This window comes from Lentzea miocenica (genome assembly GCF_033949945.1).
Taxonomy (GTDB): domain Bacteria; phylum Actinomycetota; class Actinomycetes; order Mycobacteriales; family Pseudonocardiaceae; genus Lentzea; species Lentzea miocenica.
This window is the reverse complement of sequence record NZ_JAXAVW010000001.1, coordinates 62,392-76,794: the sequence shown is the minus strand read 5'-3', so window position 1 is coordinate 76,794 and position 14,403 is coordinate 62,392. Positions and strand designations below refer to the sequence as shown.

Sequence of the window (14,403 nt, the reverse complement as noted above, 5' to 3'; positions counted from 1 at the left end):
CCGTCTAGATGTTGCGGCGGTACTGGCCGCCCACCTCGAAGAACGCCTCGGTGATCTGACCGAGCGTGCACACCCGCGCCGCGTCCATCAGCACGGCGAACACGTTCTCGTTCGTCTGCGCCACCTCACGCAGACGGGCGAGCGCCTTCTGGGCCTCGTCGCGGTGCGCCGCCTGGTACGCACGCGTGCGTTCGACCTGCGACTCCTTCTCCTCCTCGGTGGCGCGGGCGAGCTCGATCTTCACGACCTCGCGCTCGCCGCCCTCTGGCAGGAAGGTGTTGACGCCGATCAACGGCAGCGAGCCGTCGTGCTTGCGCTGTTCGTAGAGCATCGACTCGTCCTGGATGCGGCCGCGCTGGTAGCCGGTCTCCATCGCGCCGAGCACGCCGCCGCGTTCGGAGATGCGGTCGAACTCCATCAGCACCGCCTCTTCGACGAGGTCGGTCAGCTCGTCGATGACGAACGAGCCCTGCAGCGAGTTCTCGTTCGCGGACAGGCCCCACTCCTTGTTGATGATCATCTGGATGGCCATCGCGCGGCGGACGGACGACTCCGTGGGAGTGGTGATCGCCTCGTCGTACGCGTTGGTGTGCAAGGAGTTGCAGTTGTCGTACAGGGCACACAACGCCTGCAGGGTGGTGCGGATGTCGTTGAAGTCCATCTCCTGCGCGTGCAGCGAACGGCCCGACGTCTGCACGTGGTACTTGAACTTCTGCGAACGCTCCGCGGCGCCGTAGCGGTCGCGCATGGCCACGGCCCAGATCCTGCGGGCGACCCGGCCGATCACGCTGTACTCGGCGTCCATGCCGTTGGAGAAGAAGAAGCTCAGGTTCGGCGCGAAGTCGTCGATGTTCATGCCGCGCGCCAGGTACGACTCGACGTAGGTGAAGCCGTTGGCGAGCGTGAAGGCGAGCTGGCTGATGGGGTTCGCGCCGGCCTCGGCGATGTGGTAGCCGGAGATCGACACCGAGTAGAAGTTGCGGACCTGCTGCTGGATGAACCACTCCTGGATGTCCGCCATCATCCGCAGCGAGAACTCCGTGGAGAAGATGCAGGTGTTCTGGCCCTGGTCCTCCTTGAGGATGTCGGCCTGAACGGTGCCGCGGACGCCTGCCAGCGCGAACGCCCTCAGCCGCGCGTACTCGTCGGCGTCCGGCTCGCGGTCGTTGTCCGCCTTGAACTTCTCGACCTGCTGGTCGATCACGGTGTTCAGGAAGTACGCGAGGATCGTCGGCGCCGGGCCGTTGATCGTCATCGACACGGACGTCGTCGGCGCGACGAGGTCGAAGCCGTCGTACAACGCCTTCATGTCGTCCAGCGACGCGATGGAGACGCCGGAGGTGCCGATCTTGCCGTAGACGTCCGGCGGGGTGTCGGGGTCGCGGCCGTAGAGCGTCACCGAGTCGAACGCGGTCGACAGGCGCGTGGCCGGGTTGCCCTTGGAGAGGTACTTGAAGCGGCGGTTGGTGCGGAACGCGTCGCCCTCGCCGGCGAACATGCGCGCCGGGTCCTCGCCCTCGCGCTTGAACGGGAAAACGCCCGCGGTGAACGGGAAGAAGCCCGGCAGGTTCTCCTTGCGCAGGAACCTCAGCAGCGAGCCCTCGTCGTCGTAGCGCGGCAGGCTGACCCGGCGGACCTGGTTGCCGGACAACGTCTCCCGCGTCAACCTGGTGTGGATCTCCTTGTCCCGCACCTTGAACACGAGCTCGTCGCCGGAGTACTGCTCGCGGGTCTGCTCCCAGCCTCCCAGCAGGTCCGCGGTCTCGCGGTCGACCTTGCGCTCCGCCACGTCGGCCAGCTCGGAGATGTCCGCGACGGCCTTTCCGGCTGCTTCCAACGCCTTCTGCGCACCGGTGAGCTGCGTGTGCGTGCGGACCGCGGCGACCTGTTCGTCGGTCTTGCGGTGATAGCCGCGCACGGTGTCAGCAATGTCGGACAGGTAGCGCGCGCGTGCGGCAGGCACGACCGTGGACGCACTGGTGGACGTCTTGCCGTTGACCGTCGCGAGCGCGCCTTCTTCTGCCTGGAGGCCGTGCTCGACGAGGCCGTCACGCAGGAACTGGTAAAGCGCCGTAACGCCGTCGTCGTTGAACGTCGCAGCGGACGTGCCGTAGACCGGCATGTCCTCCCACTTCACGCCGAACGCCTCGCGGTTGCGCACCAGTTGCCGTGCGACGTCGCGGCGCGCGTCCTCGGCACCGCGGCGCTCGAACTTGTTGATCGCCACGGCGTCGGCGTAGTCGAGCATGTCGATCTTCTCGAGCTGCGACGCGGCACCGAACTCCGGCGTCATCACGTACAGCGAGAAGTCGACGAACGGCACGATGGCCGCGTCGCCCTGACCGATACCGGGCGTCTCGACGATGACCAGGTCCGCGCCGGACGCCTTGCACGCCACGATGGCCTGCTCCAGCCCGTCCGGGATCTCGCTGCCCGCACGGCGCGTGGCCAGCGAACGGAAGAACACGCGGTCGCCGTCGAGGCAGTTCATCCGGATGCGGTCGCCGAGCAGCGCGCCACCACCGCGGCGCCGCGTCGGGTCGACCGCGAGGACGGCGATGCGCAGCTTGTCCTGCTGGTCGAGCCGGAACCGGCGGACCAGCTCGTCGGTGAGCGACGACTTGCCGGAGCCACCGGTGCCGGTGATGCCGAGAACCGGCACCTTGCGGGTGGTCTCGATGCCTTCGGCGGTACCGGCCTCGATGTGCGTGATCGCGCGCGCCAGGGCGTCGTCCGCACCGGTCAGCAACGCGTCGTGGCTGAACGGCGCCGTCAGCGCGTGGTCGCACTCCTCGATCATCAGGTTGATCATGCGAGCCAGGCCGAGCGTCTGCCCGTCCTGCGGCGAGAAGATCCGCGCGACACCGCGCGAGTGCAGCAGCTCGATCTCCTCGGGGACGATGACACCGCCACCGCCGCCGTAGACCCTGATGTGCCCGGCGCCGCGTTCCCGCAGGAGTTCGACCAGGTACGAGAAGTACTCGACGTGCCCGCCCTGGTAGGCGCTGATGGCGATGCCCTGCGCGTCCTCCTGGATCGCGGCGTTGACGACCTCCGCCACCGACCGGTTGTGGCCGAGGTGGATGACCTCCGCGCCCTGCGACTGCAGGATGCGCCGCATGATGTTGATCGCCGCGTCGTGGCCGTCGAACAGGCTGGACGCGGTCACAAAGCGCACCGGGTTCGCCGGCTTGTGCAGAGTGGTCGCCATGAGAATAGTTTGACTTCCTACTATTGGACGTGCAACTGAGCGTGGTCCAGGTCTCTGTATCGAGCCGGAACATCACATGCTCGCCGGACCGGCCACAGATTCGCTCGCGGAGCACTTCGTGCAGGTAGCGTGGCCGCCATGGCCGCTGTCGACGACTACTTCGCCGGACTCGACGCTCCGGCGCGGGCCGCGTTCGAACGGGTCCGCGCGCTGGCCGAGGAGTCGGCGCCGGACGCCGAGCAGGGCATGAGCTACGGCATGGCGGCGCTGCGGCACCACGGCAAGCCGCTGCTCGGGTTCAAGGCCTCGAAAGATCACCTGGCCGTGTTCCCGTTCAGCCCGGCCGCCGTCGACGCGGTGCGCGACCGGCTGGCCGGCTTCTCGCTCTCCAAGGGCACTGTCCGGTTCACGCCGGAGACGCCGCTGCCCGACGACGTGGTGCGCGACCTGGTGCGGCAGCGCCTGGGCGAGATCGGCTAGCGCGCCGCGCCCGAAACTCGTCCACGTTCAGCAGGCTTGAGTTGGCTAGCGCGCGGCGCCCCACTCGTGCGCCAGCGCCGCCGCCTCGCCGCGGGAGCCGACGGCCAGCTTCTCCAGGATCTTCGCCACGTGGAACTTCACCGTGGACTCGCTGATGTGCAGGTCACCGGCGATGTCGCGGTTGCGGCGGCCGCGGGCGAGGTGGCCGAGCACCTCCAGCTCCCGCGTGCCCAGCACGGTCAGCGGGTCCTCGCGCGGGTTCTCCGGTGGGCCGAGCGGGACCTCGATCGTCACCGTCGTGCCCCAGCCGGGGACCGCGTCCACCTCCACCTTTCCGCCGAGCGGGCCGAGGCGTTCCGGGACGCGGCGGGTGTCGAGGCTGCCGCAGGACAGGGTGCCGGGGCCGTCGTCGCGCACGGTCGCCCTGAGCACGGTCGCGACGACCTTCCAGGCGATGTGGACGCGCCGCACGCCTCGCTGGTCGTCCAGCATCGCGTGCACGGCCGACCGGACGACGGCGCCGGCCGTCGAGGCGACCTCCGTCGGCAGGACGCGGTCCGCGCCCTCTTCCGCACCGGGTGTGCCCAAATCCAGCTGCACGCCGCGGCCGCGCAGGACCCTCCGCAACGACTCGGCGAGGCGCTGGAAGGCGTCGTCGGCGCGTTCCTCGGTCAGCGCCCGCTCGAGTTCGGCCCGCGACCGCAGGTCGACGAGTGCGGTGACGGCGAGGTCGACGGCACGTGTGCGGGCGGCGGCGGCGTCCACTGTGCGGTCGCGCAACACGTCGAGCAGTGCGGTCAGCACGGTTCCGTAGGCGTCGCCCAGGTCGGAGATGGTCATGGCACGTGCCGCCGCGGCTGCCCGGGACACGGCGAGCGTCGCGGGGACGGCTTCGTTGCGCAGGCCTTCCATGTGCGCGGTGACCACGTCGAACAGCGCTCGCGCCGGCGCCAGGAGTTCTTCCGGCACCGGCGTGTCCTCGGCGCGCAGGAGCACCAGCAGCGCGTTGGGCTCGGAGACAGCGCTCGACAGGACCACCACGGGGACCTCGGCACCGGCCATGACCGCTCGCCCCTGCCAGGTCCCCCGCACGGGCACCAGCGGCCGCAGCGCGTCGAGGTCGGCGATCGTGGCCGACGGCCCAGGCGACTCGCCGCGGAACTTGAACGGCGCGAACGAGCAGTTGGACAGCTCGGCGACCGCCCGGTGGGGAATGGTCTCGGCGATCGCCTCGGACAACCGGGGCAGCATCTCGCCCAGCGGCGCCTGAATCACCTCGACGGCCGTCTGCAGGTCCATGGTTCGAGCGTAGCCCGTCCGGACGGGTTCCAGACTGACCTTTCGGACAGCCGGGACTAGCCGAAGTACCGGCTCGGGCACCAGCGCCGGGTCGCTAGGGTTGACACATCAACCAAATGACGAACACCCGGAGTCAACGATGAAGGCGATCACCTACAGCGAGTTCGGCGGCCCGGAAGTCCTGCGCCTGCAAGAGGTCGAGGAGCCGCACGCCGGACCCGGACAGGTGCGGTTGAAGGTGGTGGCGGCAGCCGTCAACCCGCTCGACCACAAGATCCGCAACGGCTGGATGCCCCACATGGCGCCGTCCTTCCCCGCGATCCCCGGCCTGGAGGCGGCCGGTGTCGTCGACGAGGTCGGCGACGGCGTGACGGGCGTCGCGGTCGGTGACGAGGTGCTCGGCTGGACCGTCACCGGTGCCTACGCCGAGTACGCGCTGGCCACCGACTTCGCCGCCAAGCCCGCGGACCTCGACTGGGACACCGCCGCCGCGCTGCCCGTGGCCGTCGAGACCTCGGTCCGCGTGCTCGACGCCCTGAAGGTCGGCGAGGGCGACACGCTCCTGCTGCACGGGGCCGCCGGTGTGGTCGGCGCCGTCGCCGTCCAGCTCGCGGTGGCCCGCGGCGCCACGGTCATCGGCACCGCTTCCCCCGCCAACCACGACTACCTGCGTTCACTGGGCGCCGTGCCGGTCGCCTACGGGGAAGGCCTCGCCGACCGCGTCCGCGCCGCCGCACCCCAGGGCGTCGACGCCGTCTACGACGCCGCCGGGCAGGGCGACCTGCCGGTGTCGATCGAGCTGCGCGGCGGCACCGACCGGATCATCACGATCGCCGACCCCCAGGCCGCCGACCTGGGCGTCACGTTCTCCGCCGGCGGTGGCCCGTTCGGCGACCGGCTCACCGAGTACGCGCGCCTCGCCGCCGACGGCAAGCTCGCGGTGCGGGTCGCGCAGAGTCTTCCGCTGGCCGACGCCGGCAAGGCGCAGGAGGTGAGCGCGAGCGGTCACGCGAACGGCAAGCTGGTGCTGCGGACGTCGTCGTGAGGCGATAATTGAGCCATGACTCAACGTGTCGCGGTGACCGGTGGCAGCGGGAAACTCGGGCGAGCTGTCGTGGCCGACCTGCTGGAGCACGGCTGGGAGGTCCACAACCTCGACCAGGCCACTCCTCCCGCAGCTCAGGGGTGCGAGTTCACGCGGGTCGACCTGACCGACTACGGCCAGGTCGTGGAGGCGATCAGCGGCATCGACGACAGGTACGCCGGGCTGGACGCCGTGGTGCACCTGGCGGCGATTCCGGGGCCGGGCGTGGCGCCCAACGCGCGCACGTTCCACAACAACGTGACGAGCACGTACAACGTGTTTGCGGCGGCACGGCTAGCAGGCGTGCGCAATGTCGTGTGGGCGTCCAGCGAGACGGTGCTCGGTCTGCCGTTCGACACTCCCCCGCCGTACATCCCGATCGACGAGGAGTACGCGGGACGGCCGGAGACGTCGTACTCGCTGGGCAAGCTGGTCGACGAGACGCTCGCCCAGCAGTTCTGCCGGTGGGAGCCCGAGATGAAGATCATCGGGCTGCGGTTCTCGAACGTCATGGAGCCGCACGACTACGAGCGTTTCCCGTTCGACGCCGACCCTCTCTCGCGCAAGTGGAACCTCTGGTCGTACATCGACGCGCGTGACGGTGCTCAGGCCGTGCGGAAGGCTCTCGCGCACGATGCGACGGGGTTCGACGTGTTCATCATCGCCAACGCCGATACGTGCATGACGACGCCGAACGACGAGTTGGTGGCGAAGGTCTACCCCGGCGTGCCGCTCAAGCGAGAGTTTGGTCCGCACGAGACTCTGCTGTCGATTGAGAAGGCACGACGGGTGCTGGGGTTCGAGCCCGCGCACACCTGGCGGTCGTGACCTCCCTGGCGAGCCCGAACAGCTCGTCCGCCGCCCGCGCCCTCGGCTTCACCTGCCGCAGGTGGTTGAGGGCGCGGGCGAGCAGCAGTTCGGCCTGCTGCTCGCACCACTTCCGCCCGCCGGCCCGATCGACGAGATCGGCCAGCTCGCGGGGCTCGGCGTCGGTCGCGTAGACGTCGGTGCCGGCGTTGATCGCGGCCACGACCGGGAGGGTGCGGCGGCGGTGCGCGAGGTCGTCGTAGAGCGGGCGGCCGCTGACCGCGGCGCCGCCCCAGATGGCCATCACGTCGTCCACGTGCTTGCGCGCCAGGCCGATGTCGTCACCGAACTCCCTGAGGTGACCGGCCTGGCTCCTGCTCGCACCGGCGGCCAGGGCTCCCAGCTCGCACGCACAGGCCGTCAGCGCGGAGTGCTTCGCCGCCGCCACGCCCAGATGTTCGGCCATGTCGACGTCGTCCCGTTCGTCCATCTCGAGTTCCTGGACATAACCGTCCACAACGGACAGCAGTGCGACGTTGAGGACCATCACCTCGGGCTTGGTGAGCTGCGCGAAGGCGAGCGACAGCAACGCGTCCGCCGCGGACACGACCCGGTCGTCGCCGAACTCCACCCACGCGCTCGGCTGGTGGCCGTGGCTGACCGCGCGGGACATCAGGTCCGCGTGCAGCTGTTCGTGCTGGTGCGCCAGTTCGAGGGCGACCGCGACCCTGATCGCGTTGCCCACGTCGCCGACCGTCTCGGCGGCCAGCAGCGTGAGGGCCGCCGTGGCGAAGTCCGTTCGCTGGTACTCGACCACCTCGCGGGTCTCGTCCGGGAGCTGGGCGAGCACGGCGTGCAGCAGCGGCTCGACCATGGCCCTGGTGCGCTCCAGCACGTCCCGCGGCGGCGCGACCACGTCGATGCTCGTCATGCGCGTTCCTCTCAGACCCCGGGAAATGAAGCTAAACCCGCTGGTCAGGTGCACATGCCTGGTTTCCACTGTCGTGTTGAACAGAGGCACGATCCGGCGAGCCGGACTACGTTGATGTTGAACGGGTTGTCGCCACCATCACCCGACCGTGACCGCCTTTTTCCTGAGGGGCTGACCGTGCGTTACACCAAGCTCGCCGGCATGGACGTGTCCGAGATCTGCCTCGGCATGATGAGCTACGGAGAACCGTCGAGGGGCGGCCATCCGTGGTCGTTGCCGGAGGAGGACTCCCGGCCGTTCATCAAGGCCGCGCTCGACGCCGGCATCAACTTCTTCGACACCGCCAACGTCTACTCCGACGGCTCCTCGGAGGAGATCACCGGCCGCGCTCTGCGGGAGTTCGGCAACCGCGAGGAGATCGTGCTCGCCACCAAGGTGAACCACCGGATGCACCAGGGCCCGAACGGCGCCGGTCTGTCCCGCAAGGCGATCTTCGCCGAGATCGACAACTCGCTGCGCCGCCTGGGCACGGACTACGTGGACCTGTACCAGATCCACCGCTTCGACGCGTCCGTCCCGCTGGAGGAGACGCTCGAAGCGCTGCACGACGTGGTGAAGTCCGGCAAGGCGCGCTACATCGGTGCGTCGTCCATGTACGCGTGGCAGTTCGCCAAGGCGTTGTTCACGCAACGGCAGAACGGCTGGACGAAGTTCGTGTCGATGCAGAACCACTACAACCTCCTCTACCGCGAGGAGGAGCGCGAGATGCTGCCGCTGTGCGCGGACCAGGGCATCGCCGTGATCCCGTGGAGCCCGCTGGCCCGCGGCCGGCTTACCCGCGACTGGGACGCCGTGACGGCGCGCGCCGAGACCGACGAGTTCGGGTCCACTTTGTACGCCGACTCGGACCGCGTGATCGTCGAGCGGGTGGCCGCGGTGGCTGCCGCCCGTGGCGTGTCACGGGCACAGGTGGCGCTGGCCTGGCTGCACCGCAACCCGGTCGTGACGGCCCCGATCTTCGGTGTGACCAAGCCCGCGCAGCTCGACGACGCGGTGGCGTCGCTGGAGGTGTCGCTGACCGACGACGAGGTGCGGCTGCTGGAGGAAGCGTATGTGCCGCACCGCATCGCGGGGCACTCCTGATCAGTTGACCTTCGTCGGCTGATCGGACAGCACGTCGACGTTGCGCATCCTGGCCCACACCAGGTCGACCGTGACACCGGCGAACAGCCCGATCAGGACCGCGAACCAGCAGAAACGACGAACAGCCTCGACGTCGAGCACGGGCGCGGCCGTCAGCTGCTGTGACAGCACGTACAGCAGCATGGCGCCCGCTCCCGCGCCGGCACCTCGCGCGGCCGTCCAGACGATGTTCGGGCTCTTCTCCCCGCCGTCACGCATGATCGCGCCGAAGACCGCCGCCAGCACCGGTCCGGCGAAGAGGTAGGCGATGGCCTCGGGAGTGGACTGGGCCTTGGCCGCCAGCACGACGGAGAGCCCCGCCAGGACGAGCGACAAGATCGCGACCAGTCCGCGCACGGTGCGTGAGCGATCGGCGCTCTTCTCCCGCTGCTCCTCCGCACGCAGATGCTCGTCGCGCCGGGCCAGCTGGCCCTGCAGGCTTTTCACCAGCAGCGCGGCCGAATCATCGCTCCACTTCGCCGACATCACGTCGAGATCGTCCTGGGTGACGTCGTTCTTGGGTCCGCCGAAGGTTCTCCACACGGTCTGCGCGCTCGCGCCGAAGCAGGCGACCGCGACGATCGGCATCCTCCTCGCCACCGCCATGACACCCGCGATCCGGGTCGCCCGGCCACCGCCGATCAGCAGCAGGCTGTCCGCGTTGAACAAGGCCCGGTAGTAGGAGATCTCCCACTCCGAAGCCGGATCCGTCCGCACCTTCAACACGTGTTTCAGGTGCGCGGGGACGTCGAAGTCCACCTCGCGGTCAAGGGGCGTGTGGGCGACGATGTTGCCAGGATGCTCGGCGTCGAGCGCGCCGAGGTAGCCCTTCACCACGTGTCGCTCGATGAAGTTCTCGCTGCTGGAGAAGACGACCAGGTCGAATCCCGCGAGGGCCAGTTCACGACCGATCGCCTCGCTCGCGGCAGGGATCGTCTCCCCGTCCTTGAGCTCCGGCACGTAGCGACGGTCCAGGACACCGCTGCCGCTGATCACGACCGAGGGTCGCATCGCGCACTTCCTTTCGTTCCCGCATCGGTTCCAGGTGGCCGAATCCGAGGTAGCTCGACCTCCTGCCGCAGACCTGGCATCTGGCACTGGAAAGCTCGGTCTCGGCCCGACGACAACGTCCCGGGGTCACTGGCCGAGCCGGCCAGTTCACGTCCGAGCGCGACCGCCCTGCCGAGATCGTCCTCGAACGCCGACCGGGTCCACCGCTCGCGCAGCCGTTGGACCTGGTTCGACAGCAGGTCGTTCCGGTGCTCCGGCTGGATCCGCGGGTCTCGCAGCAGGTCGTCGTTGAGGTCGATGATCTCGTCGAGATCGGTCGGCACCTCACCGATCTCACGCCGGTCGTGCAGCAGGTCGCACAACATCGCGGTCGCGTGCAGCCAGCCGTCCTCGTTGTGCGGGAACAGGATCCGCTGCCTGCGCCGAGCGGTGAGCGCGCCGTCGAGGTCCTCGACGTCGCCGGTCGACCGATACCGCGTTTGCAACGCGTCGGCGTGCGAGGCCATCAGGTACGGCTTGTCGCTGCCTGCCACGAACGGCATCGCCACCGATCCCAGGCGCACCACCTCGTCCAAGTGCACGGCGTCGCGCGTCCGGGCATACGCGGAGGCACGAGCGCCACGCAGCCTCATCGCGATGTCGAAGCGAACCTGCCGCCACACCTCGCTGGTGGCGAACGCCGGACGGTCCTCGTCTCCGCGCTCCACGATCGCGGCACCGGCCAGCGCACCGCCTTCCTCTCCGCCGGCGGCGATCACCTCGCCGAGGTCCTCCGACCGGCCGATGTCCTGCCACCGCAACCACAACGCGGTCATCAGCGCGGCGACGCAGTGCGGCCTGATCGCGAGCCGGTGCCCGCGGTCCCTGACCTCGCCGAGCACCTCGATCGCCTCGTCCAGGCTCGCGTCCGCGCAGTCGGCGACGAACGAGTCGATCTGCTCGAACGCGTCCATCGCGTCGTCGTGCAGGTTCACGTCGTCGAGCACGATGTCGATCAACGGCCGGATCTCGCCGACCACGGCGTCCAATTCCACGGCACGTGTCAACGTCATCCCGACCAGGTCCGTCGACTTGGTTTGGTCGGTGTACCAGGCGGATGCGGTGTAGATGCACGCCATCGTGCCGAGTTCGAGGTCGTCGCCCGCCCGCACCGCGGCGAGCTCCTGCGGCGTTGGTGGCGACGCGATGCCGCTGAGGAACGCGGCGAGCCGATCGATCGCGAAGTCAACACCACTCAAGGAAGTCACGTCTCCACCCGGAAGCCAGTGATTACCTGTCGCGGGTGCGGACGGCTTCGTTACGGCCCGTTCAACCCAGCTTGGCGACCTCGATGAAGTCCGGGATCTGGGCTTTCAGCGCCCCGTTCGGCTGGAATCGGTAGAACAGAACGGCGGTGCTGCACGCCGAGTTGCCGAACCAGGCGTGGTCACAGGTGATCTGCGGACCGAGGAAGCTGTCGAGGTTCTTCACGGCCCGCAACGCCTGCTCCGGCGTACCGTCCGAAGTGGACAGCACGCGCGCGAGCGTCATGATGTCCGCGAACGACACCACCGCGCCAGCGACCGGTTCGTCGTGACCGGCGTCCTTCATTGCCTGCCGGTACTCCTCGATCTCGTCCTGGTTCGCGGGCGGCGCGGACATCGGGTCCGTGGGGTGCCAGAAGTCGGCGGACAGCTCGACGCCGATCGACTGGTTCCCCACGGACTTCGACAACCCGGTGCACGACGCGGCGAGGATCCGTCCGTCATAACTGGCTTCCCGCAACGCCCTGACGATGTGCGTGCACTGATCTTCGGTGGCGGCGATGCTGCCCGACGCCTCCGCGGTCATGACGGTGCGGGCGAGACTCTCCCAGTCCGGGTGGTCCGCCGGGTAGTAGACCGAGCGGTAGCCGAGGCCGAACCGCTGGGCCGCCGGGGCGAGCACGGTGTCGGTGAAGGCGCGGGTGGTCGGCGACTCCGGCAGCAGCCAGGCCACCGTTTTCACGTCCTGGTCGGCGTAGTACTTGAGCGCCGCGGTGCCGTACGCGACGGCGGCGGCGCCGAAGAAGAAGGCGTTCTTGTGGTTCATCAGGCCCGGCGTGAACTGCACGTGCCCGACCAGCGGGATGGCGGCCGCGGCGAGCTTGGGCATCGCGGCGTCGGCGCCGGTGTCCACGCCCTGCACCACCACCGCGACGTTCTCCGCGACGAACTTCGCGGCGCACTGGTCGGACTGCTCGGGCGTGCCGTCCGTGGGGCAGGTGATGAGCTCGAACGGACGGTTGCGGACCCCGCCCCCGCGGTTGAGGTGGGCGACGGCGACCTCGGCGCCGGTCTGCAGCTCCGGCACGGCGAACGCGCCGGACGCGTTGTTGAGGTATCCGATCTTGACGGGTTCGCCGCTGGGACCGGCGCCCTGCTCCGCGGCACATCCGGTGGCGAGCAGGAGGACGACGGCTACGACCCTGGAAAGCATGACTCCCCTATGAGCATCGGCGGTGATGCGAAGCGCCGATGGTCACGAGGTGAGAAGCCACCGATAAGTGGGGTTCCCGCGACAACTATGACTTTCGGTCAACACTGAAGTTATTGATCCTGCTGTTGTTTGATACTCAGGCGGTTGACCAGCTCGATCGTGGCGAGGTACCACCAGAAGATCCAGTCGAGGAACGCAACGTCGTAACCGGAGAGCTGTTTCTCGTTCTGGTGCCGGAGATCGAACTGGTTGGCGATCTGAAAGAGTGCGCCTTCGTCCTTGCTCAGCAACTCGTCCTTCAGGAGCTTCCGCTCGCTCTCGAGGACTCGGGCGAGCACGACCACTGCGGACCGCTTCTGGTGCCGGTCCGCGCCACGCGCACGGAACAACGCCACAGCGTGGCCAACCTGATCCTTTGTGCCACCTTCCTCCATGGCGGCGACGGCTTCCACGAGGTCGCCCCGAGCGTCAGGCGTCACGGTCACCATCCGACCGATGTCCTCACCCTCATCGGCCAGCAGGAGCCCGAGATCGCTCAGCTCCAGCAACTCGTTGACACGCCACCGATAAACCGAACGACCAGTCTCGACGGAGAAGGCCGAGTACCGCCGAGTGCCGGGAATGGAGCGGGCGACGGGACGAGCCACCAGATCGTGCACAACCTCGATCACGTCACAAAATAGATCCAAGTCCCCTGCGAGCCGATCCGCCTGCGGCGGCCACAGGCCACCAACCCCGATCGCCCGTTCGAAGACGGCGGCCAAGCCCGCCTCCCGCGGACCGTCGACCTTGTTGTTCTTGAGCAGCCCCTCGAAATACCCCTTTGTGTCGAGCTCATCGATCAACGCGACACATGCAAGCGCGGTTTCCCCTTGCCCGGTCAGCGCGCGACCGCCGTTCTTGCGCTGTGACCAGTACCTTTTGCGGGACGAACGGCCTTCGTTCACCAGGTCGATGTTGCGCCACAGGTGCTCGAGGAACCTTTGCCTGTCCGAGAGACCGCGCCCGCTCCACCGGCCCGACGAGTCTTGTTGTGCAGGGATCCGCCTGAAGGCGTCGAACGGGCCGCTGCTCACCTGGCCGGTGAAAGCGTCTTTGAGCAGGAGTGCACAACGGTCATCCCACTCGACGGCAGTGAGGTTGCCGAGTAGATCAACAGCGGCCTTCTTGAACAACGAGCGCGGCCAGAGGAGCCGATAGTCGGCCGGGTCGAAGCTTGAGTCCATGCCTCGGTTGTCGTAGCCAGAGCACAGAAAGTTTCCGGAGCCAGGTCCGCGTGAACCGCACTTGGCACACGTCTCGCAAGTACCGGCTGGCCCGCCCGTTGTACCGAGTGGCGAGCAGCGCCGCGCACGCGCCGAACTCCGGATCGACCTCCGCCCACGAGAGCAGCGCGCGTGAGCACGGAACGTCGACGCTGGCGCTCGCGTGGGCATCCATGTCAGCGGTTGAGATGACCCACCCACCACAAAGCCGCAGGCACTGCCAACCGCAGTTGAATCCTCCGCGGAAGCGGACATACACTCCCTCCTGTGCCGAATCTGCGGATCAGTGAGGCCGCCGCGCTGCTCGGGGTCAGTGACGACACCCTGCGCCGGTGGATAGATCAGGGACGCCTGGAGTCCGTTGTGCTCGACAACGGGCGCAAGGGGGTCAGCGGGACGGAGCTCGCCGCGTTCGCCCAGACCATGACGGACATCGCCGAGCCGGGGGCGACGGTGGCGGCTTCGGCGCGCAACCGGATGAAGGGCATCGTCACGCGGGTCATCAAGGACGGGGTGATGGCCCAGGTCGACATGCAGGCGGGGCCGTTCCGCATCACGTCGCTGATGAGCCGCGAGTCCGCGGACGAGCTCGGTCTCGAGGTGGGCAGTGTCGCCGTCGCCTCCATCAAGTCCACCCACGTCGTCGTCGAGATCCCGGAGGCCTGAGTTGAGGAGC

12 protein-coding genes are annotated in these 14,403 nt (G+C 68.5%); 5 read left to right on the top strand and 7 right to left on the bottom strand.

Going from position 1 to position 14,403, the window contains the following annotated elements; translation table 11 throughout:
* Positions 1-4 precede the first annotated feature (4 nt).
* Positions 5-3,211 carry a fused isobutyryl-CoA mutase/GTPase IcmF gene (gene icmF, locus SK803_RS00395; protein WP_319963648.1) on the bottom strand — a complete coding sequence of 1,069 codons (3,207 nt, stop codon included), beginning with the start codon at positions 3,209-3,211 and terminating at the stop codon, positions 5-7.
* Positions 3,212-3,349: 138 nt separating this feature from the next.
* On the opposite strand from icmF, the gene SK803_RS00390 reads away from it, so the two are divergent.
* The gene (locus SK803_RS00390; protein WP_319963647.1) at positions 3,350-3,691 is read left to right on the top strand and encodes an iron chaperone; all 342 of its coding nucleotides are present in this window, start codon (positions 3,350-3,352) and stop codon (positions 3,689-3,691) included.
* A 45-nt stretch (positions 3,692-3,736) separates the two neighbouring features.
* Here the strand turns inward: SK803_RS00390 and SK803_RS00385 are convergent, their stop codons facing one another.
* Positions 3,737-4,990 (bottom strand): helix-turn-helix transcriptional regulator, encoded by a 1,254-nt coding sequence (locus SK803_RS00385; protein WP_319963646.1) that lies wholly within the window; start codon positions 4,988-4,990, stop codon positions 3,737-3,739.
* Positions 4,991-5,129: 139 nt separating this feature from the next.
* On the opposite strand from SK803_RS00385, the gene SK803_RS00380 reads away from it, so the two are divergent.
* Positions 5,130-6,035: an NADP-dependent oxidoreductase gene (locus SK803_RS00380; RefSeq protein WP_319963645.1), complete on the top strand. Its 906-nt coding sequence runs from the start codon at positions 5,130-5,132 to the stop codon at positions 6,033-6,035.
* A gap of 15 nt (positions 6,036-6,050) precedes the next feature.
* Positions 6,051-6,902 (top strand): NAD-dependent epimerase/dehydratase family protein, encoded by an 852-nt coding sequence (locus SK803_RS00375; protein ID WP_319963644.1) that lies wholly within the window; start codon positions 6,051-6,053, stop codon positions 6,900-6,902.
* Here SK803_RS00375 and SK803_RS00370 read toward each other — a convergent pair.
* The gene (locus SK803_RS00370) at positions 6,808-7,812 is read right to left on the bottom strand and encodes a polyprenyl synthetase family protein (protein WP_319963643.1); all 1,005 of its coding nucleotides are present in this window, start codon (positions 7,810-7,812) and stop codon (positions 6,808-6,810) included. The genes SK803_RS00375 and SK803_RS00370 overlap by 95 nt on opposite strands.
* A gap of 177 nt (positions 7,813-7,989) precedes the next feature.
* Between SK803_RS00370 and SK803_RS00365 the strand changes: the two genes are divergently transcribed.
* A complete protein-coding gene (locus tag SK803_RS00365) occupies positions 7,990-8,955 on the top strand; it encodes an aldo/keto reductase (protein ID WP_319963642.1) in 966 nt (321 codons plus the stop codon).
* Here SK803_RS00365 and SK803_RS00360 read toward each other — a convergent pair whose 3' ends face one another.
* From SK803_RS00360 to SK803_RS00345, 4 genes are all read right to left on the bottom strand, one after another.
* Positions 8,956-10,005: a hypothetical protein gene (locus tag SK803_RS00360; RefSeq protein WP_319963641.1), complete on the bottom strand. Its 1,050-nt coding sequence runs from the start codon at positions 10,003-10,005 to the stop codon at positions 8,956-8,958. It lies immediately after the preceding gene.
* Positions 9,987-11,252 (bottom strand): hypothetical protein, encoded by a 1,266-nt coding sequence (locus SK803_RS00355; protein ID WP_319963640.1) that lies wholly within the window; start codon positions 11,250-11,252, stop codon positions 9,987-9,989. Before SK803_RS00355 ends, SK803_RS00360 begins: the two co-directional genes overlap by 19 nt.
* A 61-nt stretch (positions 11,253-11,313) precedes the next feature.
* Positions 11,314-12,462 (bottom strand): ABC transporter substrate-binding protein, encoded by a 1,149-nt coding sequence (locus SK803_RS00350; RefSeq protein ID WP_319963639.1) that lies wholly within the window; start codon positions 12,460-12,462, stop codon positions 11,314-11,316.
* Positions 12,463-12,572: 110 nt separating this feature from the next.
* Positions 12,573-13,688 (bottom strand): hypothetical protein, encoded by a 1,116-nt coding sequence (locus SK803_RS00345; RefSeq protein ID WP_319963638.1) that lies wholly within the window; start codon positions 13,686-13,688, stop codon positions 12,573-12,575.
* 306 nt (positions 13,689-13,994) lie between these two features.
* Here SK803_RS00345 and SK803_RS00340 point away from each other — a divergent pair, with 306 nt between their 5' ends.
* Entirely contained in the window at positions 13,995-14,393 is a 399-nt protein-coding gene (locus tag SK803_RS00340; protein ID WP_319963637.1) for a TOBE domain-containing protein, read from the top strand.
* Positions 14,394-14,403: the final 10 nt, after the last annotated feature.

Coding starts and splice junctions, on each gene's coding strand:
- SK803_RS00375 (WP_319963644.1), top strand. CDS start 6,051: ATGACTCAACGTGTCGCGGTGACCGGTGGCAGCGGGAAACTCGGGCGA.
- SK803_RS00370 (WP_319963643.1), bottom strand. CDS start 7,812: ATGACGAGCATCGACGTGGTCGCGCCGCCGCGGGACGTGCTGGAGCGC.
- SK803_RS00390 (WP_319963647.1), top strand. CDS start 3,350: ATGGCCGCTGTCGACGACTACTTCGCCGGACTCGACGCTCCGGCGCGG.
- SK803_RS00350 (WP_319963639.1), bottom strand. CDS start 12,462: ATGCTTTCCAGGGTCGTAGCCGTCGTCCTCCTGCTCGCCACCGGATGT.
- SK803_RS00385 (WP_319963646.1), bottom strand. CDS start 4,990: ATGGACCTGCAGACGGCCGTCGAGGTGATTCAGGCGCCGCTGGGCGAG.
- icmF (WP_319963648.1), bottom strand. CDS start 3,211: ATGGCGACCACTCTGCACAAGCCGGCGAACCCGGTGCGCTTTGTGACC.
- SK803_RS00345 (WP_319963638.1), bottom strand. CDS start 13,688: ATGGACTCAAGCTTCGACCCGGCCGACTATCGGCTCCTCTGGCCGCGC.
- SK803_RS00360 (WP_319963641.1), bottom strand. CDS start 10,005: ATGCGACCCTCGGTCGTGATCAGCGGCAGCGGTGTCCTGGACCGTCGC.
- SK803_RS00380 (WP_319963645.1), top strand. CDS start 5,130: ATGAAGGCGATCACCTACAGCGAGTTCGGCGGCCCGGAAGTCCTGCGC.